The 21613-nt window shown below is 71.0% G+C and carries 16 protein-coding genes; 6 read left to right on the top strand and 10 right to left on the bottom strand.

Annotated elements, in window-relative coordinates; all coding sequences use genetic code 11:
* Positions 1–41: 41 nt before the first annotated feature.
* Positions 42–854, top strand: a complete 813-nt coding sequence (locus A3IC_RS0148135) for a maleylpyruvate isomerase family mycothiol-dependent enzyme (RefSeq protein ID WP_020557217.1) — start codon at positions 42–44, stop codon at positions 852–854.
* A 46-nt stretch (positions 855–900) separates the two neighbouring features.
* Here A3IC_RS0148135 and A3IC_RS0148130 read toward each other — a convergent pair whose 3' ends face one another.
* From A3IC_RS0148130 to pdhA, 4 genes are all read right to left on the bottom strand, one after another.
* Entirely contained in the window at positions 901–2238 is a 1338-nt protein-coding gene (locus tag A3IC_RS0148130) for an MFS transporter (protein WP_026219601.1), read from the bottom strand.
* A gap of 115 nt (positions 2239–2353) precedes the next feature.
* Complete coding sequence (locus A3IC_RS0148125; protein ID WP_052174136.1) at positions 2354–3742, bottom strand: dihydrolipoamide acetyltransferase family protein; 1389 nt, start codon at positions 3740–3742, stop codon at positions 2354–2356.
* A 32-nt stretch (positions 3743–3774) separates the two neighbouring features.
* Positions 3775–4740 (bottom strand): alpha-ketoacid dehydrogenase subunit beta, encoded by a 966-nt coding sequence (locus A3IC_RS0148120; protein WP_020557214.1) that lies wholly within the window; start codon positions 4738–4740, stop codon positions 3775–3777.
* Between the two features lie 35 nt (positions 4741–4775).
* Positions 4776–5903, bottom strand: a complete 1128-nt coding sequence (gene pdhA / locus A3IC_RS60890) for a pyruvate dehydrogenase (acetyl-transferring) E1 component subunit alpha (RefSeq protein WP_052174129.1) — start codon at positions 5901–5903, stop codon at positions 4776–4778.
* Positions 5904–6267: 364 nt separating this feature from the next.
* Here pdhA and A3IC_RS0148110 point away from each other — a divergent pair, with 364 nt between their 5' ends.
* Positions 6268–6924 carry a response regulator gene (locus tag A3IC_RS0148110; protein ID WP_026219600.1) on the top strand — a complete coding sequence of 219 codons (657 nt, stop codon included), beginning with the start codon at positions 6268–6270 and terminating at the stop codon, positions 6922–6924.
* 330 nt (positions 6925–7254) lie between these two features.
* On the opposite strand, the gene A3IC_RS0148105 is transcribed toward A3IC_RS0148110, so the two are convergent.
* The 6 genes from A3IC_RS0148105 to hisC all read right to left on the bottom strand — a co-directional run bounded on the left by A3IC_RS0148105 (position 7255) and on the right by hisC (position 17890).
* Complete coding sequence (locus tag A3IC_RS0148105; RefSeq protein ID WP_020557211.1) at positions 7255–8313, bottom strand: medium chain dehydrogenase/reductase family protein; 1059 nt, start codon at positions 8311–8313, stop codon at positions 7255–7257.
* Positions 8314–8453: 140 nt separating this feature from the next.
* The gene (locus tag A3IC_RS0148100) at positions 8454–10205 is read right to left on the bottom strand and encodes a sensor histidine kinase (RefSeq protein ID WP_020557210.1); all 1752 of its coding nucleotides are present in this window, start codon (positions 10203–10205) and stop codon (positions 8454–8456) included.
* 223 nt (positions 10206–10428) lie between these two features.
* Entirely contained in the window at positions 10429–13965 is a 3537-nt protein-coding gene (gene cydD / locus A3IC_RS0148095; RefSeq protein ID WP_020557209.1) for a thiol reductant ABC exporter subunit CydD, read from the bottom strand.
* A gap of 56 nt (positions 13966–14021) precedes the next feature.
* Positions 14022–15059 (bottom strand): cytochrome d ubiquinol oxidase subunit II, encoded by a 1038-nt coding sequence (gene cydB / locus A3IC_RS0148090; protein ID WP_020557208.1) that lies wholly within the window; start codon positions 15057–15059, stop codon positions 14022–14024.
* Positions 15060–15071: 12 nt separating this feature from the next.
* A complete protein-coding gene (locus A3IC_RS0148085; RefSeq protein WP_020557207.1) occupies positions 15072–16508 on the bottom strand; it encodes a cytochrome ubiquinol oxidase subunit I in 1437 nt (478 codons plus the stop codon).
* A gap of 314 nt (positions 16509–16822) precedes the next feature.
* Positions 16823–17890 carry a histidinol-phosphate transaminase gene (hisC, locus tag A3IC_RS0148080; protein WP_026219598.1) on the bottom strand — a complete coding sequence of 356 codons (1068 nt, stop codon included), beginning with the start codon at positions 17888–17890 and terminating at the stop codon, positions 16823–16825.
* A gap of 243 nt (positions 17891–18133) precedes the next feature.
* On the opposite strand from hisC, the gene A3IC_RS60885 reads away from it, so the two are divergent.
* The 4 genes from A3IC_RS60885 (at position 18134) to A3IC_RS0148060 (ending at position 21405) form a co-directional block, all read left to right on the top strand.
* Complete coding sequence (locus A3IC_RS60885) at positions 18134–19153, top strand: LacI family DNA-binding transcriptional regulator (protein WP_040878694.1); 1020 nt, start codon at positions 18134–18136, stop codon at positions 19151–19153.
* A gap of 242 nt (positions 19154–19395) precedes the next feature.
* Complete coding sequence (locus A3IC_RS0148070; protein WP_158696396.1) at positions 19396–20325, top strand: metallophosphoesterase family protein; 930 nt, start codon at positions 19396–19398, stop codon at positions 20323–20325.
* Between the two features lie 166 nt (positions 20326–20491).
* Complete coding sequence (locus A3IC_RS0148065; protein WP_020557203.1) at positions 20492–21115, top strand: hypothetical protein; 624 nt, start codon at positions 20492–20494, stop codon at positions 21113–21115.
* Positions 21116–21195: 80 nt separating this feature from the next.
* Positions 21196–21405: a hypothetical protein gene (locus A3IC_RS0148060; protein ID WP_020557202.1), complete on the top strand. Its 210-nt coding sequence runs from the start codon at positions 21196–21198 to the stop codon at positions 21403–21405.
* Positions 21406–21613: the final 208 nt, after the last annotated feature.

Below are 21613 nucleotides of genomic sequence, written 5' to 3'. Positions count from 1 at the left end.
CCCGTCCAGCCGACCGGTGACGCAGCGACAAGAGGTAGTTCGTGACCAACGACCTGAAAACGCACGCCGACGCCTGGGAGCACTCGATTCGCTCCCTCAAAGATCTGGTCTCCACCCTGACCGAGGGCCGGTGGAGCAGCGCGACCGAATGTCCGGGCTGGTCGGTCCGCGACATCGTGTCGCACGTGATCGGGATCGAGCTGGAACTGCTCGGCGATCCCCGACCGATCCACACGCTGCCGCGTGATCTGCGGCACGTGCACGACGAATTCAGCCGCTACACCGAGATTCCCGTGGACGTGCGGCGCTGCCACACCTCACCGGAGATGACCGGCGAGTTGGAGTACGTGATCCTGCGTCGACGCCGCATGCTCGACGAGTCCGACCGGGGACCGGACGACGAGGTGCGCGGCATCATGGGCCGCAGCGTCCCGTATCGGTTCCTGCTCACCCAGCGGGTGTTCGACGTATGGGTGCACGAGCAGGACGTGCGGCGCGCGATCGGGGTGCCGGGCAACCTGGACTCGCCCGCCGCGCTGATCACCCGCGATTTCCTGCTGACCGGGTTGGCCCGGGTGGTGGCCAAGGACGCAAAGGCGCCCACCGGCGCGTCGGTGGTGTTCGACGTGAACGGTCCGGTGGAGTTCATGCGCACGGTCACCGTCGACGAGAACGGCCGGGGTCGGCTGGACGGGCGGGTTCCGCTGGGACCGCTCGTGATGGTCTCCACCGACTGGGAGACGTTCGTGCGGCTGATGTGCGGCCGGGTCGCCGCGGCCCGGGCCGACGTCAAGGTCGAGGGCGACCCCGATCTGGCGCGACGAATCCTGGACAACATGGCCGTCACGCCCTGACGCCGTCGACACCTCGGATGGGGTGGCCGGCACATCGGGCGGGGCGTCAGCCGGCGTCGGGAACGCTCTCCCGCTCCGGCGCGCGCCCCGCCGCCACCACGCACACCGGCTCGGCCCGGCGGCTTCGCCCGGCGACCTTGCGGGCGTAGCGCAGCACCTGGACGACGCCGAGCAGCAGCGGTACGGCCTGAACGGCCATCGCGACGCGGTACGCGTTCAGGCCGTGCGCGCCGCCGCCCGGCTCGACCAGGTCCAGGACCAGGCCGATCGCGAACAGGCACAGGGTCGCGGCGGCGAACCCGCCGACGTTGACGATGCCCGACACCGTGCCCAGCCGCTGCGCCGGATTGCCGTCCCGGGCGAACTCCATGCCGACCAGGGACAGCGCACCACCCGGGCCGATCACCAGCGCGAGCACGACCAGCAGCCACAGCGGCGAGGGCTCGGCCGGGATCAGCACGGCCGCCCACAGCAGGAGGGCCAGGATCGGCTGACCCACGCACAGCGCCAACCTGCTGCCCGGCCGGCGGGTCACCAGCGGGCCGACCACCAGGCACGCGAACATGTTGATCACGATCGCGACGGTCAACAGGGCGCTCGCGGTGCCCTTTGCCAGCCCCTGGCCCTCGACCAGGAACGGGAAGCCCCACAACATCAGGAAGACCTGCGGCAGGCAGCCGCACGCCCAGTGCGCCCACAGGCCGAGCCGGGTGCCGGGTTCGGCCCACGCCGCGCGCACCTGGGACCACATGCCCGGGCCGCCGGCCGGGCGCACCCGGGTCGCCGCGCCGGGATTGTCGCGCAGCACGATCAGCACCACGACCAGGACCGCCACCCCCACCCCGGCGGAGACCGCGAAGGTCCGGCTCCAGCCGAACGCGTGCAGCGCGCCGGCCAGCGGCGTGGCGCCGGCGAGGTTGCCGACCATCCCGAGCAGCGCGGTCAACTGGGTCAACACGGCGACCCGGTTCGCCGGAAACCACACCGCCACCACCCGCAGCACACTGACGAACGTCATCGCGTCGCCCATGCCGACCAGCACCCGGGCGAGCACGGCGCCGGCGAACCCGTGCGCGAAGGCGAAGGTGAACTGACCCGCCGTCATCAGCACCAGACCGCAGCTGAGCACCCGTTTGGCGCCGAACCGGTCGGTGAGCGCGCCGACGGGTATCTGCAGGCCCGCGTAGACGAGCAGTTGCAGCATCGGGAACAGCGAGAGTTGCGACGCGGAGACGCCGAACCGCTCCTGCGCGTCGATGCCGGCGACGCCGAGACTGCTGCGGTGGAACACCGCGACGACGTATACCGAGGCCGCGACCGCCCACATGATCCAGGCGATTCCGCCGCCGGGCCGGGAGAGGGCTGTGTCCGCAGGTGGTTTCACAGTACATACACATTAGGGGACGCCCTCGGACATACATACGGCCGGGCCCCGAAAAGGGGCCCGGCCGTACTCCCGTGGGCGATTCGCCGGCCGCGGGTGGTCCGCGCCGGACGCGTCAGCCGCGGACGAACAGCAGCTTCGGTCGTTCCAGCATCTGGGCCACGTCGGCCAGCACCCGCGAGCCCAACTCGCCGTCCACCATGCGGTGGTCGAAGGACAGCGAAAGGGTGGTCACCTGCCGGGGCTTGATCTTGCCCTTGTGCACCCACGGCTGCTCACGGATCGCGCCCACCGCCAGGATCGCGGCCTCGCCCGGGTTGAGGATCGGCGTACCGCCGTCCACCCCGAACACGCCCACGTTGGTGATGGTCACCGTGCCGCCGGCCATGTCGGCGGGCGAGGTGCGCCCGTCCCGAGCGGTGGCCACCAACTCGGTGAGCGCGCCGGCCAGCGCGGTCAGGCTCTTGCCGCCCGCGTCCTTGATGTTCGGCACGATCAACCCGCGCGGCGTCGCCGCGGCGATGCCCAGGTTGATGCGATCGCGGACGACGATCTCCTGGTTCGGCTCGTCCCAGGACGCGTTGATCTCCGGGTGCCGGGCGATCGCCACGAGCAGCGCCCGGGCGACCAGGAGCAGCGGACTCACCTTGGTGTCCGCGAAGTCGGGCAACTCGCGCAGCTTGCGCACGAGCTTGACCGTGCGGGTCACGTCCACCGTCACCCACTCGGTGACGTGCGGCGCGGAGAACGCGCTCGCCACCATGGCCTGCGCGGTCGCCTTGCGCACCCCCTTGACCGGGATCCGCCGCTCGCCCGCGATGCTCTCGCCGGGCCCGGTCGCCGAGAAGACGGCCGGGGCGGCGGCCGGGGCGGGGCGCGCGGCGGCGTGCACGTCCTCGCGGGTGACCGTTCCGCCGGGGCCCGAGGGGAGCACCGACGCGAGGTCCACGCCCAGATCCCGGGCCAGCTTGCGGACCGGCGGCTTGGCGAGCACCATCGAGCCGCCCGCGGTCGAGCCCGACGTCGGCGGGCCGACGTGCCCCGAGCCGTTGGCCGCGCGGACCACCGGCGCGGGCGCGGTGGCGTCCGTCTTGCGGGCCCGCCGTCGGCCGGACGTGGTGCGCACGCCGTAGCCGACCAGCACCGCCGTACGGGTGTCCTTCTTCTCCGGCTCGGCGGCCGCGACGGGTTCGGGTGCCGGCGGTTCGGGCACGAGGTCCGCCGCGAGGGCCTCGTCCCGAGTGTCGGCCGGCTCGGCCGCGGCGCCGGTGGGCGCGTGCGTACCGCTCGGTGCCACCGCGATGATCGGGGCGCCGACCGCGACCGTGTCGCCCTCGGCGGCCAGGAGTTCGGTCACCACCCCGTCGAACGGACACGGCAGTTCGACCAGGGCCTTGGCCGTCTCCACCTCGACCATGACCTGGCCATCGCTCACCTCGTCGCCGACCTTGACGTGCCATACGACGATGTCGGCCTCTTCGAGGCCCTCGCCGACGTCGGGCATCAGGAACTTCTTCACCTCGGACACGGGATTCCTCACCAGGCCAGGGAGCGGTCGACGGCGTCGAGCACACGGTCGAGGTCGGGGAGGTAGTCCTCCTCGACCCGGGACGGCGGATACGGCGTGTGGTAGCCGCCGACCCGCAGCACCGGCGCCTCCAGGTGATAAAAGCAACGCTCGGTGATCGTCGCCGCGACCTCCGCGCCGATGCCCAGGAACGACGGGGCCTCGTGCACGACGACGAGGTGACCGGTGCGCTTGACCGACTTCTCGACCGCGTCGAAGTCCAGCGGGGACAACGAGCGCAGGTCGATCACCTCCAACTCGCGCCCCTCCTCGGCGGCCGCCGCGGCGGCCTCCAGGCAGGTCGCCACCATCGGCCCGTAGGCGACCACCGTGCAGGCGCCGCCCGGGCGCACCACGCGGGAGCCGTACAGCGGATCCGGCGTCGCGGCGGTGTCCACCTCGGCCTTGGTCCAGTAGCGCCGCTTGGGCTCCAGGAAGATCACCGGGTCGTCGGAGGCGATCGCCTGCTGGATCATCCAGTAGGCGTCCACCGGGTTCGAGCACGACACCACGCGCAGGCCCGCGGTGTGCGCGAAGTACGCCTCGGGCGACTCGCTGTGGTGCTCGACCGCGCCGATCCCGCCGCCGAACGGAATGCGGATGACGATCGGCAGCTTGACGTAGCCGAGCGAACGCGCGTGCATCTTGGCCAGTTGGGTGACGATCTGGTCGTACGCGGGGAAGACGAAACCGTCGAACTGGATCTCCACGACCGGCCGGTAGCCCGCGAGGGCCAGGCCGATCGCGGTGCCGACGATGCCGGACTCGGCCAGCGGGGTGTCCACCACCCGGTCCTCGCCGAAGTCCTTCTGCAAACCGTCGGTGACCCGGAAGACACCGCCGAGCTTGCCGATGTCCTCGCCCATGATCAAAACCTTGGGGTCGCTCTCCAGGGACTTGCGCAGCCCCGTGTTGAGCGCCTGCACCATCGACATCTGACGGGATGTGCCCGTCGACTCTGCGGGAGCCATCAGTGCCCGTCCTCCCCGGCGTCGACGAAGGACGCGTGATAAGCCTCGAACTCGGCCCGTTCCCGGTCCACAAGGGTGTGCGAATCGGCGTACACGTGCGCGAACATCGACACCGGATCCGGGTCCGGCATCGTGCGCACGCCGTTGCGTACGCGCTTGCCCAATTCCTCGCTCTCGGCCTCCAGGGCCGCGAAGAACTCGGGGGTCCCGATGCCCTGCTTGTGCAGGTACGACTTGAGCCGCTCGATCGGGTCCTTGAGCCGCCATTCCTCCAGTTCCGCGTTCGACCGGTAGCGGGTCGGGTCGTCGGAGGTGGTGTGCGCGCCCATTCGGTAGGTGAACGCCTCGATCAGCATCGGGCCCTCGCCGCGCCGGGCCCGGGCCAACGCCGCCCTGGTCACCGCGAGACACGCGAGCACGTCGTTTCCGTCCACCCGAACTCCGGGAAAGCCGAATCCGGCGGCGCGCCGATACAGCGGCACCTTCATCTGCCGTTCGGTGGGCTCGGAGATGGCCCACTGATTGTTCTGGCAGAAGAACACCACGGGAGCGTTGAACACCGCCGCGAAGGTGAATGCCTCGTTGACATCGCCCTGGCTGGAGGCCCCGTCACCGAAATACGTGACGACCGCGCCATCGCTTCCGTCGCGTTGCACGCCCATCGCGTATCCGACGCCGTGCAGGGTCTGCGCGCCGATGACGATCGTGTAGAGCTGGAAATTGTTCTCGCGCGGATCCCAACCGCCGTGGTTGACGCCCCGAAACATACCGAGCAGATTCAACGGGTCCACGCCGCGACACCACGCGACACCGTGTTCACGGTAGGTGGGAAACACATAGTCGTTCGGACTCAGGGCTCGTCCGGATCCGATCTGCGCGGCTTCCTGGCCGAGCAGCGAGGCCCAAAGGCCCAGTTCGCCCTGCCGTTGCAGCGCGGTGGCCTCGGCATCGAAGCGACGCACCAGCACCAGGTCGCGGTACAGACCCAGGTATTCGTCATCGGACAGGTCGATCGAGTAATCGGGGTGCTCGACGCGCTCGCCCTCGGGGGTGAGCAACTGGATCAGTTCTGGACCGGCTCCGGAATCGGGCGGAAACAATGTTCCGTCCGTACTGTCCACTGCCACGTTCTCTCCTCCGTCTGTCCGGTCCGCGGGGTCGCCGTGGACCGGGTCCGGATCGCCGGGCCCGGTTCCGCGCGGGGTGTGCGCGGCTACCTTGATGTGCAGACACGGCGATTGGTGGCTGTACTTCCTAGGATTTCCTAGGAATTCCCGGGTGAATCCGGGAGGCACCTGCGCACAGGCATGCGGTTCGGAAACCGCACAACGCAACGTTACCCACCAGTCCGGCCGGCACGTAGTGGCGACCGACCCGAACGTGGCGGCAGTGGTTGTCGTTCTTCGACAAATGACCGCGTGTCGAGCCCTTCCCGACCCTTCCGGAGTCGTCAACCGGGCACCCGGACGGTGTACATGCGAACCTGTACAAGTGAGCGATCAGGGAAGTATCCGGGTATTTCTCCTCGATGACCACGAAGTGGTCCGTCGTGGCGTCCACGAGTTGTTGGCGATCGAGGACGACATCGACGTGGTCGGCGAGGCCGGCACCGCCGCGGAGGCGCTGGTACGGATCCCGGCGACCCGGCCGCAGGTCGCGGTGCTCGACGTGCGGCTGCCGGACGGCAGCGGGGTCGAGGTGTGTCGCGAGATCCGGGCCCGACTGCCCGACGTGCGCTGCCTGATGCTCACCTCCTTCTCCGACGACGAGGCACTGTTCGACGCGATCATGGCGGGCGCTTCCGGCTACGTGTTGAAGGACATCCGCGGCTCCGACCTGGTCGGCGCGGTCCGCGACGTGGCCGCCGGCAAATCCCTGCTCGACCCGGCGGCCACCGCCCGTGTCCTGGACCACCTGCGCGGCGGCACCCGCGGCGACGAGCGCCTCGCGGCCCTGAGCGACCAGGAGCGCCGCATCCTCGACCTGATCGGCGAGGGCATGACCAACCGCCAGATCGGCGCCGAGATGCACCTGGCCGAGAAGACGGTCAAGAACTACGTCTCCAGCCTGCTCGCGAAGCTGGGCATGGAACGTCGCACCCAGGCGGCGGCGTATGTGGCCCGCCGGAAGGCGGAGAAGAGGCGGTAGTCGGCGGGGCGCGACTCGGCCGCGGAGCGCGCGGCGACGGTGGCGCGGCAACCGGAAACGCCGATTTCGGCGAGGATGTCCACACCCCCGAACCGTTCGGGTTCGTTTTGGACACTTCGGTGTCGCTCCCGTATCGAGTCGATGGATCATCGGGCAGTGGCCCGGGACGCCGTACGTACCGAGACGGCCGGGGCGAGTCCAGGCGCCTCGAACCGAAGGCAAAGGCCGTCATCAGGCTCGCACTTGCCCAGTGTGATGGGTTGGTGAGGGAGCGGTTCAGGTGCACGGCGGAGTCCTCTTCCTGGTCGAGGCGGCGGTGGTGACGGCGCGTCAGAGTGCGTCCGGGACCAGCACGACCTTTCCGGCGACCGTGCCCGACTCGGCCAGTGCGAGTGCGTCGGCGGCTCGGCTCAGCGGGATGCGGGCCGCGACCTGGGCGGTGATGGCGCCGGCGCCGAGCAGCGCGAAGACCTCGGACAGGTCGGTGCGCAGACGGGCCCGGAAGGTCGCCGGGCGGCGCTTGCCCGCCCAGATGTTGTAGAAGTGTGTGCGCCGGCCGTTGGGCAGCAGGTGCCACCACAGGAGGCGGGCCACCAGCTTGAGCACGGGCAGTCGGGACGAGCCGGGCGCGTTCTTGGTGGCCGCCGTCCCGTACGAGACCAGGATGCCGCCGCGGGCGAGCAGCCCGAACGAGTCGACGATGCCCTCGCCGCCGACGTGGTCGAAGACGGCGTCGACGCCGTGCGGGGCGTGCGCGCGCACCAGCGCGGGCAGGTCGGCGGCCCGGTAGTCCAGCGGGATCGCGCCCAGCGCACGCACCGCGTCGTGGTGGCGCGGCGAGGCGGTGCCGATGACGCGGACACCCGCCCGCGTGGCCAACTGGACCAGGGTCGATCCCACGCCGCCGTTCGCGCCGTGCACCAGGATGGTCTGCCCGCGGCGGATCCCGGCGCGGCGGTGCAACATCTGCCACGCGGTGATCCCGTTGACGACCACGGTCTCCGCCTCGGCCGGGTCGACGCCCTCGGGCACCTCGACCAGGTCGGCGGCCGGGAGCACCGCCAGGCTCGCCCACCCGCCCACCTTGGTCAGCGCCGCGAACCGGCGGCCGACCAGCGCGGCATCGCCGTCGGGCCCGACCCGCAGGACCGTGCCGACCAGGTCGTAGCCGGGGACGAACGGGAAGGCCGGCTGGTCGTAGTACTTGCCGCGGCGCATCTGCTGCTCGGCGAAGGAGACCCCCGACGCCTCGACCGCCAGCAGGACCTCCCCGACCGCGGGCTCCGACACCGGGCGCACCCGGACCTCCAGGCCGGTGGGCTCGACGATGCCCGGCAGCACGATTTCGGTGACCGAATCGGCGGCGGCGGGGGTGCCGATGGCATTCATCTCGACTCCTCGTGATGACCAGTAGTGTTTGTTATGCCCTCTAACTTAAGTACATGCCATTAGCGTGTCAAGCGTCTGCTCGGCAATTTCCGACCGGAACGGCCCCGCCCCGGAGCGGCACCGGCACCGGCACCGCCGACCTAGAGCGGCACCGACCAGATCACCGTCGTCCCGCGGCCCTCCGGTCCCGGCCCGAACTCCGCCCGGCCGCCCAACTCCGTCGCGCGACCGGCCAGATTGGCCAGACCGCTGCGCCGACCGCCGGGCGGGATGCCCACGCCGTCGTCGGTGACCGTCAGTTCGACCGTGCCGCCGGCCACCACCAGGCTCACCTCGACCCGGGACGCGTGCGCGTGGCGGGACGTGTTGGAGAGGACCTCGCGCAGTGCGGCGAGGAGTTGCTCGGCGACCTCGTCCGAGACGGTCGAGTCGATCGGGCCCGCGAAGGTGACCGTCGGCTCGAAGCCGAGCGTGGCGGCCGACACGCTCGCCTCGCGCAGCACCCGACCCCGGAGCCCGGTCGGGCCCTCACCCGGCGGGTTATGCAACGCGAAGATGGTGCTGCGTACTTCGCGGATCGTCGCGTCGAGTTCGTCCACCGCCTGGTTGATCCGCAGGGTCACGGCCGGCACCCTCGCCAATCGGGCCGCGCCCTGGAGCATCATCCCGGTCGCGAACAGCCGCTGGATGACCAGGTCGTGCAGGTCCCGGGCGATCCGGTCGCGATCCTCGAACACGGCCAGCCGTTCCCGATCGCGCTGTGCGCTCGCCAGCATCAGCGCGATCGCCGCCTGACCGCCGAACGCCTGGGCCATCGAGCGCTCCGTCCGGTTGAACGGGACCGCGCCGATCCGCTTGTCCAATTCGAGTGCGCCCAGGATCCGTTCGTTGGCGATCAGCGGCACGAACAGGCCCGGTCCGAAGCAGCGGGACTGGTCCAGCATCACGTTCGGATCGGTGCTCATGTCCGCGATGAAGATGCTGCGACCGGTGTTGATCGCCTCCGCGATCGGGCTGCCCTGGGCGACCACCGTGCCGCCCAGGCCCGCCATGTCCTCGCCGGAGGTGACCTCGACCTGGTAGGAGCCGTCCGGCTGAGGCAGGTACATCGCGGCGAAGTCCGCCTCGGCCAGGCTGCGTGCCCGCTCGGCCACCACGGCGAGCGCCTCGTCCGGGTCCTGCGTGGTCAGCAGCGCCGTGGTGACGTCCGCCGAGCCCATGATCCACTTCTCCCGACGGGCCGCGCTCTCGAACAGGCGCGCGTTCTCGATGGCCACCCCGGCCGCCGCCGCGAGCGCCCGGACCACCTGCTTGTCCTCGACGCTGAAGTCCGGCGTGCCGCGCTTCTCGGTCAGGTACAGATTGCCGAACACCTCGTCGCGCACCCGGATCGGCACGCCCAGGAACGAGTGCATCGCGGGATGGTTCGGCGGGAAGCCGTAGGACGCCGGATGCCGGGTCAGATCCTCCAGCAGCAGCGGCTCGGGGTGGTCGATCAGCAGGCCCAGGATCCCCCGTCCGTGCGGGAGTTCGCCGATCCGCTCGCGGTCCTGCTCGGTGACGCCGACGGTGATGAAGTCGGACAGGTTGTGCTCGCTGCCGATCACCCCGAGCGCGGCGTAGCGTGCGTCGGCCAGGTCGGCCGCGGCCTCGACGATCCGGCGCAGCGTGGTGTGCAGGTCCAGGTCGGCGCCGACCGCGACCACCGCTTCGAGGAGACCCTGGAGCCGATCCCCGGCCGCCGCCGCCGAGCCGAGCCGCTCGACCACCTCGGCCACCAGGTCGTCCAGACCGAGCGAGGCCCCCGCGGCCGCCGCGGGCTCGCGGTCGGACCGATCCGTCCCGTCGGGCTCGTCGGCGCCGTCGGCACTGTTGCCGGTCGCGTTCTCCATGGGTGCAGCCTACGTGGGCAAATAGGGATGAAAGGGGGGAAACATCCCGGACACGCGTGCGGATCCCACGCCACGGATCACAGGTACCGGTCCGCACACGCAGATGCACGCGCACCGGTCGCACGCACGCACCCGGACCACACGTGCCCGGACGCGCAGCCCGACACATGCGCCGGACGCACACCCCGACACATGCGTACGGATCCGCGCGGCCCGACCCGCCTCACGCCCGCGCCGCGACGGCCCCCGCCGGGTACTCCCGGTCGAGCAGTGCCCGGAACGCCCCCGGCGTGGTGCTCAACTGCCCCCACGTCCCGCGTTGCCGCACCCGCCCCTCGGCCAGCACGACGATCTCGTCCACCGCGTGCAACCCGGTGAGCCGATGGGTGACCAGCAGCGTGGTCCGCCCCCGGGTCGCGTCCAACAGGTCGGCAGTCAGTGCGTCGGCCGTGGGCAGGTCGAGGTGTTCGGCGGGCTCGTCCAGCAGCAGGATCTCGAAGTCGGCGAGCAGCGCGCGGGCCAGCGCGAGCCGTTGCCGCTGCCCGCCGGACAACCGTGCGCCGTGCTCGCCGACCATCGTGTCCAGCCCCTGGGGCAGCGTGTCCACCCAGTCCAGCAGCCGCGCCCGGGCCAGCGCCGCGCGCATCGCGTCCTCGTCGCAGTCCGGGCGGGCCAGCCGCAGGTTCTCCCGCAGCGAGCTGTCGAAGACGTGCGCGTCCTGTGCGCACAGCCCGACCACGCGCCGCACGTCGTCCCCGGCCAGGTCGGTGATCGGCACGCCGGCCAGGGTCACGCCGCCTGCCGCCGGGTCCAGGAAGCGCAGCAGCACGTTGGCCAGCGTGGTCTTGCCCGACCCGCTCGCCCCGACCACCGCGACCCGCTTGCCCGGGGTGAGTTCGAGGTCGACGCCGGCCAGCGCGAGCGGGCCGTCCGGGGTCCAGCGCGCGTGCAGGTCGCGCACCAGCAGCGGGCGCGGCGCAGCCGGCAGCGCGCGCGGCGCGGCCGGCTCGTGGACCGGCTCGGGCGCGTCGATCACCTCGAACACCCGTGCCGCGGCGCGACGCGAACTCTCCAGGTGCCGGCCGGCGGCGGGCAGTACGACGGTGGCCTCGAACGCGGCGAGCGGGGTGAGCACCACCAGCGCGAGCAGCACACCGTTCAACCGGTCGGCGTGCACCGCGGCGACGCCCACCAGGGCGGACGCCCATACGGTCGCGCCGGACACCAGCGCGGCCAGCCCGGCCCCCACGCCCGCGCCCCGGGCCTGCCCCGCCTCGGTCGCGCGCAACCGCGCGTCCACCGCGTCCACCTCGGCCAGCCGGGCGGGCGCGCGGCCCGCCACGATCAGTTCGGGAGTGCCGCGCAGCAGGTCGACCACGGCGCCGGCGAGTTCGCCGCGGACCGCCGCGACCCGGCGTTCGGCCCGACGGGCGACCCGGCCGGCCAGCCACGGCACCAGCACGCCGGCGGCCAGCAGACCGACCAGCAACACCGCGCCGGCCTCGGGCAACACCAGTGCCACGGTGAGCACCGCGCCCGCGCCGACCACGGCCGCCACACAAGCGGGCAACAGCGCACGCAGGAAGAAGTCCTGGACCGCGTCCACGTCGGCGACCAGTCGGGAGAGCAGGTCACCGCGCCGGAAGGCGGGCAGCCCCGCCGGCGCCAGCCGCTCCAGGCGCTCGTACACCCGCACCCGCAACCGGGCCAGGATCCGAAACGCCGCGTCGTGCCCGATCAACCGCTCGGCGTAGCGGAACACCGCGCGGGAGACGCCGAAGGCCCGCACGCCGGTGACCGCGACCATCAGGGTGAGTACCGGCGGATGCTGCGACGCGCGCGAGATCAGCCACGCCGACGTGGCCATCAGGCCGACCGAGCTGCCCAGCGCGAGTGCCCCGCACAACACCGCGAGCGCGAGTCGCCCGCGCAACGGCCGGGCCAGCGCGAGCAGTCGGCGCCCGGGCCCGGCTCCGGCGGCGACCGGCGGATCCGCGAGGGGAAACACCAAGGGTTGCTCGACGGCCGGGACGTCGTCCGCCGCCCGCGCGGCCTCGACCTCCGCCGGGAGCACCCGCGCCGTGCCCACCGCGTGTGCGCCCTTTGTGGTCCGCGCCGCGGCTCCCGTGCCCACGGCCACCACCCGGTCGGCCAGCGGCAGCAGCGCCGGCCGGTGTGCGACCAGCACGACCGTGCGGCCGACCGCCAGCCGGCGGACCGCCTCGACGATGTCCGCCTCGCCGGCGCCGTCCAGGTTCGAGGTCGGCTCGTCCAGCAGCAGGATCGGCCGATCGGCCAGGAACGCCCGGGCCAGCGCGAGGCGTTGCCGCTGTCCGGCGGACAGGCCCGCGCCGTCCTCACCCAGCGGCGCGTCCAGACCGCCCGAGGCCGCCACGAAGTCCGCCGCCCCGGCCGCGACCAGCGCGTCGTGCACCTCGGCGTCGCCGGCGTCCGGGCGGGCCAGGCGCACGTTGGCGCCGATCGTGCCGGCGAACAGGTAGGGCCGCTGCGGGACCCACGCGATCCGGGCTCGCCACGCGTCGGGATCCAACTCGGCCAGGTCCACGCCGCCCACGGTGACCCGGCCCGCCGTCGGCCGGGTGAAGCCGAGCAGCACCGCGAGCACGGTGGACTTGCCGCACCCGCTCGGCCCGGTCAGCGCGATCGTCTCGCCCGGTCGCACGGTCAGGTCCAAGTCGGCGGGCGCCGCATCGGCCCGCCCCTCGTGCCGCACGGTCAGGCCGGTCAGCACCAGCTCGGCCGAACGCGGGTCGGGCACCGGCACGGTCGTGGCGGGGGCATCCGGTGTGGTCTCCAGGACCGCGAACACCCGGTCCGCGGCGCTCACCCCCTCGACGCTGGCGTGGTACTCGGCGCCCACCTGACGCAGCGGCAGATACGCCTCGGGCGCCAGGATCAGCACCACCAGCGCGGTCTCCAGGCTCAGTTCGCCGTCGACCAGGCGCAGGCCGACGCCGACCGCGACCAGTGCGACCGAGATGGTGGCGAGCAGTTCGAGCGCGAACGAGGACAGGAACGCGACCCGCAGCGTCTTCAGGGTGGCCCGACGGTAGTCGTCGGTGATCGTCCGGATCGACGCGGCCTGGGCCTTGGCCCGGCCGAACACCTTGAGGGTCGGCAGTCCGGCGACGACGTCCAGGAAGTGCCCGGCCAACCGGTTCAACACCGTCCACTGCCGGTCCATGTACTTCTGCGTGGCCATCCCGATCAGCGCCATGAACAGCGGGATCAGCGGCAGCGTGACCACGATCGTCACCGCCGAGATCCAGTCGCCGAACACCACCCGCGCGAGCACCGCGACCGGCACGGTGACGGACAGGATCAGCTGCGGCAGGTAGCGGGCGAAGTAGCCGTCCAGCGCGTCCACGCCCCGGGTGGCGAGCGTGGTCAGCTCGCCGGAGCGCTCGTTGTTCAACCAGGCCGGGCCGAGCCGGACCACGTGCGCGAGCAGTCGCGAACGCAGTTGCGACTTCACCGCCGCCGAGGTGCGGTGCGCGATCACCTCGGTGAGCCAGGAGATCGCCGAGCGGGCCACGATCACACCGGCGAGCAGGCCCAGCTCCGGCCACAGGTCGCCGACCGCGGCCTCCTCCTCGAAGGCCGCCACGATCACCCGGGCGAGCAGCCCCGCCTGGACGAGCACGAGACCCGCGCCCGCCGTGCCCAGCACCACGGTCAGGGCCAGAAAGCCCCGGGTGGCACGGGCGTGGGTCAGCAGGCGCGGGTCTACAGGCTTCACGAGCCGCTCTTTCGTCGGTGCGTCTTCGGTGCGGTGCTACGCGGCGCTCCGGTTTGCTACTTGCCGACCAGGTCGGCCGCGGCGGCACCGAAGGCCGGTTTGGTCGGGATGCTCTTGGTGCTGATCCGCTTGCGGAACACCCAGTACGTCCACGCCTGGTAGCACAGCACGATCGGGGTCATGAAGCCGGCGACCCAGGTCATGATCTTGAGCGTGTACGGCGTCGAGGACGCGTTGTGGATGGTCAGGTTCCACGCCGAGTCCAGGCTGGAGGGCATCACGTTCGGGAACAGCGACAGGAACAGCATCGCCACCGCGGCGATCACTGTCACGCCGGACAGGGCGAACGCCCAGCCCTCGCGGCCGATCCGGTTCATCGCCAGCGCGGCCGCCAGGGCCACCACCGCGACGATCAGCGCGACCAGGGTGCGGCCGTTGCCGTGCTGTGCCTGGGTCCAGATCAGGAACACCGCGGCGAGCACGGCGGTGGCCAGGCCGATCTTCCCGGCCAGCGCGTTGGCCCGGGCCCGGATGTCGCCGTTGGTCTTGAGCGCGACGAACACCGCGCCGTGGAAGGTGAACAGCACCGTGGTGACCACGCCGCCGAGCAGCGCGTACGGGTTGAGCAGGTCGAGCAGGTTGCCGACGTACTCCTTGTTCGCGTCGATCTTCACCCCGCGGGTGATGTTCGCGAACGCGACGCCCCACAGGAACGCGGGCACCAGCGAGCCCCAGAAGATCGCCTGCTCCCAGCCGCGCTTCCAGCGCTCCTCGTCGCGCTTGGCCCGGTACTCGAACGCGACCCCGCGCAGGATCAGCGCGACCAGGATCAGCAGCAGCGGCAGGTAGAAGCCGCTGAACAAGGTGGCGTACCACTCGGGAAAGGCCGCGAAGGTGGCCCCGCCCGCGGTGATCAGCCAGACCTCGTTGCCGTCCCACACCGGGCCGATGGTGTTGATCAGCACCCGGCGCTCGGTCTCGTTGCGGGCCAGCACCTTGGTCAGGATGCCGACGCCGAAGTCGAAGCCCTCAAGGAAGAAGTAGCCGATCCACAGGACGGCGATCAGCAGGAACCAGAATTCGTTGAGTCCCATCACACTCTCCCCTTAGTACGCGAAGGCGAGCGGACGGTCGGTGTCCTCGCCGTCGCCCGACGGATCGTCGGGGTCCTTGCTCACGGGCGGCTTGATCGGCTCGGGGCCGGCCTTGACGTAGCGCCGGATCAGGCCCAGTTCGACCACCGCGAGCGCGCCGTAGAGCAGGGTGAACACGATCAGCGAGGTCAGCACCTCACCGGTGGACACACTGGGCGACACGCCGGCCTCGGTCTTGAGCACGCCGAACACCAACCACGGCTGGCGGCCCATCTCGGTGAAGATCCAGCCGAACGAGTTGGCCGCGAACGGGAACGCGATGGTCCACAGACCGATCCGGTACACCCACGGATTGCTCGGCAGGTCGCGCTTGCGCCGGGTCAGCCACAGGCCGACCAGGCCGATGCCCGCGGTGACCATGCCGACACCGATCATCAGCCGGAACGACCAGTAGGTGACGAAGATGTTGGGCCGGTAGTCGCCGGGGCCGAACTTGACCACCGACTGCTCCTGGAGATCGTTGATCCCGGGGAGTTCGGCGTTCAGGTCGTTCTTGGCGAGGAAGGACAGCGCGCCGGGGACCTCTATGGCGACCTTGTTGTGGCCCTTGTTGACGTCGCCGTAGGAGAAGATCGAGAACGGCGCCGGCTTCGAGGTCTCCCACAGCGCCTCGGCCGAGGCCATCTTCATCGGCTGCTGCTCGTACATCAGCTTGCCCTGCATGTCACCGGTGAGCGCGAGGCCCACGCCCGCCAGCACCGAGACCCACAGGCCCAGCCGCAGCGAGGGGCGGAACACCGCGACCTCGTTGCGCTTGCGCAGGTGCCAGCAGCTGATCCCGATCAGGAAGCCGCCCGCGACCAGGAACGCGGCCGGGAGGATGTGCAGGAACGCGGCGATCGCGGTGTTGTTGGTGAGCACCGCGACGAAGTCGGTCAGCTCGGCGCGGCCCGTCTCCGGGTTGATCTTGTATCCGACCGGGTGCTGCATCCACGAGTTCGCGGCCAGGATGAAGTAGGCCGACAGGATCGTGCCGATCGCGGCGGCCCAGATGGTGGCCAGGTGGATCTTCTTCGGCAGCCGCTCCCAGCCGAAGATCCACAGCCCGAGGAAGGTCGACTCCAGGAAGAACGCGACCAGCGCCTCGATGGCGAGCGGGGCGCCGAAGATGTCGCCGACGAAGCGCGAGTAGTCGGACCAGTTCATCCCGAACTGGAACTCCTGCACGATGCCGGTGACCAGGCCGAGCGCGAAGTTGATCAGGAAGAGCTTGCCCCAGAACTTGGTGGCCCGGAGGTAGTGCTCCTTGCCGGTGCGCACCCACGCGGTCTGCAGACACGCGACCAGGATGGACAAACCCATCGTGAGCGGGACGAAGAGGAAGTGGTAGACGGTCGTGATGCCGAACTGCCACCGGGCTACGTCGAGTGTTTCGACGGCGAGGTCCATGGGCCCCTCATTCCTCCTGATCGCCGGTCGTGTCTCGCTCGCGAGCGCACGTTTGGTTCACGATGCACACGGCGCGCCCGCGCATCCCGCTCGACACTCCGTCGAACAAACCCGGATGAACCGGGAGGGACCTGCGGCTTCACCGAGCCAGACTTTGTGAATGGGTTCACAAAGTCGAGCTTGTGCATCCGTTCACAAACATTAGCGAGCCCTCCCGGGCACCCCTTGAGGGGGGTACCCGAGAGGGCTCGAAGTGGTCCGAACGGACCCAAACGCCGACGGGCGACCACACCTGCGCGCCCGGCGGCGACCGCCTACGCCTCCATGAACCGCGCGGCCTGTTCCAGGAAGATCGTGTTGGCCTCGGTCTCGCCGATGGTGATCCGGCAGCCCTCGCCCGCGAACGGCCGTACGGTGACCCCGGCCGCCTCGCACAGCTCGGCGAACTCGTTCGTGCGCTCGCCCAGCCGCAGCCAGACGAAGTTGGCCTGCGAGTCGAAGACCGTCCAGCCCTGGCCGATCAGCGTCTCCAGCACCCGCTCCCGCTCGGCGACCAACGCGTCGACCCGCTCCAGGAGTTCGCCCTCGGCGCCGATCGAGGCGATCGCGGCCACCTGGGCGAGCCGGTTGACCGCGAACGGCATCCCGGTCTTGCGCAGCTGGTCGGCGACCGGCTCGTGCGCGATCGCGAAGCCCACCCGCAGGCCGGCCAGACCGTACGCCTTCGAGAAGGTGCGCAGCACCACCACGTTGGGCCGGCTGCGGTAGATCTCCAGGCCGTCCGGCACCTGCTCGTCGCGGATGAACTCGCGGTACGCCTCGTCCAGCACGACCAGCACGTCGCGCGGCACCCGGTCCAGGAAGCGCTCCAGCTCGGCGCGGTGGATCACCGTGCCGGTCGGGTTGTTCGGGTTGCACACGAAGATCAGCCGGGTCCGCTCGGTGACGGCGGCCGCCATCGCGTCCAGGTCGTGGCTCTCGTCGGCCAGCAGCGGAATCGCCACCGGCGTCGCGCCCGCGAGCAGCACCAGGAGCGGGTACGCCTCGAACGAACGCCACGCGAACACGACCTCGTCGCCCTCGCCGGCCGTCGCGTTCACCAACTGCTGCGCCACCGTGACCGAGCCCGCGCCCGCCACTATGTGCGATGGGGGCACCCCGAGCCGCTCGGCGAGCGTCCGCGCCAACTCCGTGTTCGCCGGGTCCGGATAGCGGTTCATCTCGCCGACGGCGTCGGCGACCACCTTGTGCACGCTGGGCAGCGGCGGGTACGGGTTCTCGTTCGAGGAGAGCTTGTACGCCGGTACACCCTCCGCCGCCACCGGCGGTCGACCCGCCTTGTAGACGGGCACCTCGGCCAGGACCGCCCGGAACCTCGGAATGCCGCTGTCGTCCGTGCCTGGGGCGTTGTGCTGGGTCACGCCCGTCCTCCTCGCATACTGGTCGGGGTGCCTGGGCGCACGTCCCGGTCCTCTCACTCTATGATCCGCCCGGTCGGTGGTGGACGGTCGGGCGGACCGGGAGCTTCGCCCAACGTTCAGGGGCAGGTATGGGGCGATACGTTTCTTCGTAAAGCAATGACATGAACCCGGCCAGGGCGGCGCATTCGGCCTACTGTCGGGACGATGACAGCGCCAGATGTACCGCGTGTGAGGCGGCGGATCCGGGTGGGCATCCGGGAGGTCGCAGCGGCAGCCGGGGTGTCGATCACGACCGTCTCCGACGCGCTCAACGGCAAGGGTCGACTGCCCGACACGACTCGGCTGCACGTACGCGAGGTCGCGGACCGGCTGGGCTACCGCCCCTCGGCCGCGGCACGCACGCTGCGCACCGGTCGGTCCGGGCTGCTCGGGCTGACCACGGCCATGCGCTCGACCGAGCCGTTCGCCCTCACCGAGTTCGCCTGGTTCGCCGAGCTGGTTCGCTCCGCCACCGCCACCGCTCTGGATCTGGGCTACGCGCTGGTGGTGTTGCCCGCCTCCTCGCCGCACGATGTATGGGGCAACGTGGCACTGGACGGCACGATCGTGGTCGATCCGGTGGACGACGATCCGCTCGTCCTCGAACTGCTCCGCCGGGGGGTACCGGTGGTCAGCGGCGGTCATCCCGGCTCGACCCCGGTCTACGGCTGGGTGGACAACGATCATGTGGCCGCCGTGCGCTGTGTGCTCGACCATCTCGCCCAGGCCGGCGCCGGCCGGATCGGCCTGCTCGCCGCCGCCGACGGGCCCGGCACGGGCAAGGGCGTCGCGGGCTACCGCGCGTGGTGCGCGGATCGGGGTGTGCCGCCGATCACCGAGGAGTACGAGGCGCGCACCCCCGGCGCCGGCCGGGCCGCCGCGACCCGGCTGCTGGACCGGGCGCCGGACGCGGTATTCGGGTTGCACGAGGGTTGTGCGGCCGAATTGCTCGCCGCGGCCCGGGCGCGCGAGCTGCGGGTGCCCGACGACCTGCTCCTGGCCTGCTGCGGCGAAGGGGCCGACCCGTCGGTGACCTCGCTGAGCCTGCAACCGGCGCTGGCCGGCGCGTGGGCGGTGGAACTGCTGGTGGGCGTGATCGAGGACGCCGGGGCGGGGTCGCTGCTGCCCGCCCAGCGCACCGTGCCCACCAGGTTGTCCGTGCGCGACTCCTCCACCCGACGCTGACCCGCGTGCGCCCGCTCGGCCCGGCGACCGGGGCCGGGGCCGCCGGGTGGGACCGGCACGGCTGCACGCACAATTGAGCGTGGTCCGTTCCGCCGTGCCCGCACGAGAGATACGGTCCTGGAATCATCCGAATCGGACCGGGTGAGCCGCAGCCGAACCCGGCTGTTGTGCGTCTTGGTTCACAACGGGTGTCGGCATCGCCGCCGTACGGTGGTGCGGATCGTGAGGAAAGGACCCTTCTGGTGAGCAACGTCTCGGCTACACCGGCCCCGATGGGCGCCGCAGCGGAGCAGGACGCCCCGCTGTACGTGGTCGGCGACGTCCACGGTCATCTGGAGGAACTCAAGGCCGCCTTGCGGGCCCGGGATCTGATCGACGCGGACGCGCACTGGTGCGGCGGCCGGGCCCGGCTGTGGTTCCTGGGCGACTTCACCGATCGTGGTCCGGACGGCATCGGCGTGGTCGAACTGGCGATGTCGCTGGCCCGCGAATCGGCCGAGGTCGGCGGCAGCACCCGGATGTTGCTGGGCAACCACGAGATCCTGCTGCTCGGGGTATTCCGCTTCGGCGACCACCCCGTCCCGGTGGCCGGCGGTTCGACCACCTTCCGGGAGATCTGGCTGCGCAACGGCGGCATGCAGTCCGACCTGGACCGCTTCACCGACGAACAGGCCGGCTGGCTGGCCGCGCAGCCGGTCGCGGCCGTGGTCGACGGACACCTGCTGATCCACTCGGACAGCAACGCCTACCTCGAATACGGCGACACCATCGAGGAGGTGGACGGCACGGTCGCGGACATACTGCGCGAGCCGGAGCCGCTCGCGTGGTGGGACCTGTTCCGCAACCTGACCCGACGCGGCGCCTTCATGGGCGAGGTCGGCCCGTACGCGGCGGCCGACCTGCTCAGCGAGTTGGGCGGCCGGCGGATCGTGCACGGCCACACCCCCATCCCGTACCAGACGGGCGAGGACCCCTCGACGATCGTCGAGCCGCGCGTGTACGCGGACGGGCAGGTGGTCAACCTGGACGGTGGGATCTACCTGGGCGGCCCGTGCCTGGTGGCGCGGCTGCCGCTGAGCACCGCCCGATCGGGCGCGCTGCCCAGCGCGTTGGAGGAGACCCAGGGTCGCGTATACGACCTGGGCGACCTCGGCGAAGAGCCGCAGTCGTAGGGAACTCCCTGCCCAAAAGCCGGGGAGGCACCTTATCATCATTGGTATCCGCCTCGACACCGTCAGGTGCTTTTGCGGGTCGTTGATCCACCGACAGCTTGCACGGGTCCCCTGACGGGCCCGGCGGACGCGGGATACACCCGCGCGGCCTCATTCGGGGGATCCGATGCAACACTGGTTTGGAAGTGACGAGCACCGCCGTCAGTACGAGCAGTTCGTCGATGACGCGCTGCACCTGGAGGAGACCCTCTCCGGTCTTGCGGCGGTACCCAACCTGAACGTCGAGCAGTTGCGGACGGCCACGTTGGACGCGACCCCGTCGATCGCGGACGCGGCACGCGACGAGTACGACCGCTACGAACGTACAGAGCAGCGTTTCGAGTCGGGGATCCGTCAGGACTTCGGCGCATCGATGATCGAGGCCGGCGAAAGCTTCGGCTGGTTCGCGCTCGCCACCGCGATGGCGGTGATCGTGGCCGGCATCTCGGCGGTCGTCTTCCTGATCGTGGGCTACGTGCTGTTGCCGCTCACGGTGGAGGACTCGTCCATGCAGCACACGATGCAGCTCGCCTCACTCGCGGCCGTGGGCATCTCGCTCGGGGCGGCGGCAATCGGGGGACTGGCGATGCTGGCGGTGGCCGCGCGCAATCGGGCCCGGCCGACCGGCGAGGTCGAGGTGTATCTGGCGCGCGAGGAATGGCGCCGGGCGATCCTGCACCGGGGCATCCTGCCGTTCATGCGCTCGCGCCTGCGTGAGGCATCCGACGAGGGCACCACCCTCCTCGGCTGACCGACGATCGGCGCCGGCTCTCCCATCCACCGCGGGCGGGAGGGCCGGATCACGCCGTCGGGATCCGGTTGGGCCACACAATGGGCGACATGGTCGGCAAACGCGGGAAGGTCACCGGGGGAATCGGACCCGGGCTGGTGGGCGAGGTCATGATCGAGGTACGCGGTGGGGTGGAGGCGTTCCTCGCCTATTCGGCCCTGCCCGGCGAGGAACACACGGTGGGGTCGTTGGTGGTGATCGTGGAGTATCTGCCGCCGCGCACGGTGTACGTGGCGGCGGCCTTCGGCTGAGGTCGAGCGGAGCGGCGGGCGCGGGGCGAGGGACGCGGGACCGGCGGGTCGACGCGGGTCCCGGTGCGGGGCAACCACCCCTGGGGAGCTCCCTCTTGGCGTCCACACCGGTGGCGAGGACACTCCGGAACAGGCCAAAGGGGGAATGCTCCGTGCTCTACACCGTGCTCGCCGTGCTCGGTCTGCTCGTGATTCTGATCGTGGTCTT

The sequence above is a fragment of the Embleya scabrispora DSM 41855 genome (genome assembly GCF_000372745.1).
In the GTDB taxonomy this organism is placed as follows: Bacteria; Actinomycetota; Actinomycetes; order Streptomycetales; family Streptomycetaceae; genus Embleya; species Embleya scabrispora.
Note: the sequence above shows the minus strand (reverse complement) of the source record. Positions and strands in the feature narration are given on the sequence as shown.

What these genes read in the sequence shown, in the direction of transcription:
- A3IC_RS0148125 (WP_052174136.1), bottom strand. Translation starts at nt 3,742, where the DNA reads ATGCCCGACGTCGGCGAGGGCCTCGAAGAGGCCGACATCGTCGTATGG.
- A3IC_RS60885 (WP_040878694.1), top strand. Translation starts at nt 18,134, where the DNA reads ATGACAGCGCCAGATGTACCGCGTGTGAGGCGGCGGATCCGGGTGGGC.
- A3IC_RS0148105 (WP_020557211.1), bottom strand. Translation starts at nt 8,313, where the DNA reads ATGAATGCCATCGGCACCCCCGCCGCCGCCGATTCGGTCACCGAAATC.
- A3IC_RS0148085 (WP_020557207.1), bottom strand. Translation starts at nt 16,508, where the DNA reads ATGGACCTCGCCGTCGAAACACTCGACGTAGCCCGGTGGCAGTTCGGC.
- A3IC_RS0148065 (WP_020557203.1), top strand. Translation starts at nt 20,492, where the DNA reads ATGCAACACTGGTTTGGAAGTGACGAGCACCGCCGTCAGTACGAGCAG.
- A3IC_RS0148060 (WP_020557202.1), top strand. Translation starts at nt 21,196, where the DNA reads ATGGGCGACATGGTCGGCAAACGCGGGAAGGTCACCGGGGGAATCGGA.
- cydB (WP_020557208.1), bottom strand. Translation starts at nt 15,059, where the DNA reads ATGGGACTCAACGAATTCTGGTTCCTGCTGATCGCCGTCCTGTGGATC.
- A3IC_RS0148120 (WP_020557214.1), bottom strand. Translation starts at nt 4,740, where the DNA reads ATGTCGATGGTGCAGGCGCTCAACACGGGGCTGCGCAAGTCCCTGGAG.
- A3IC_RS0148100 (WP_020557210.1), bottom strand. Translation starts at nt 10,205, where the DNA reads ATGGAGAACGCGACCGGCAACAGTGCCGACGGCGCCGACGAGCCCGAC.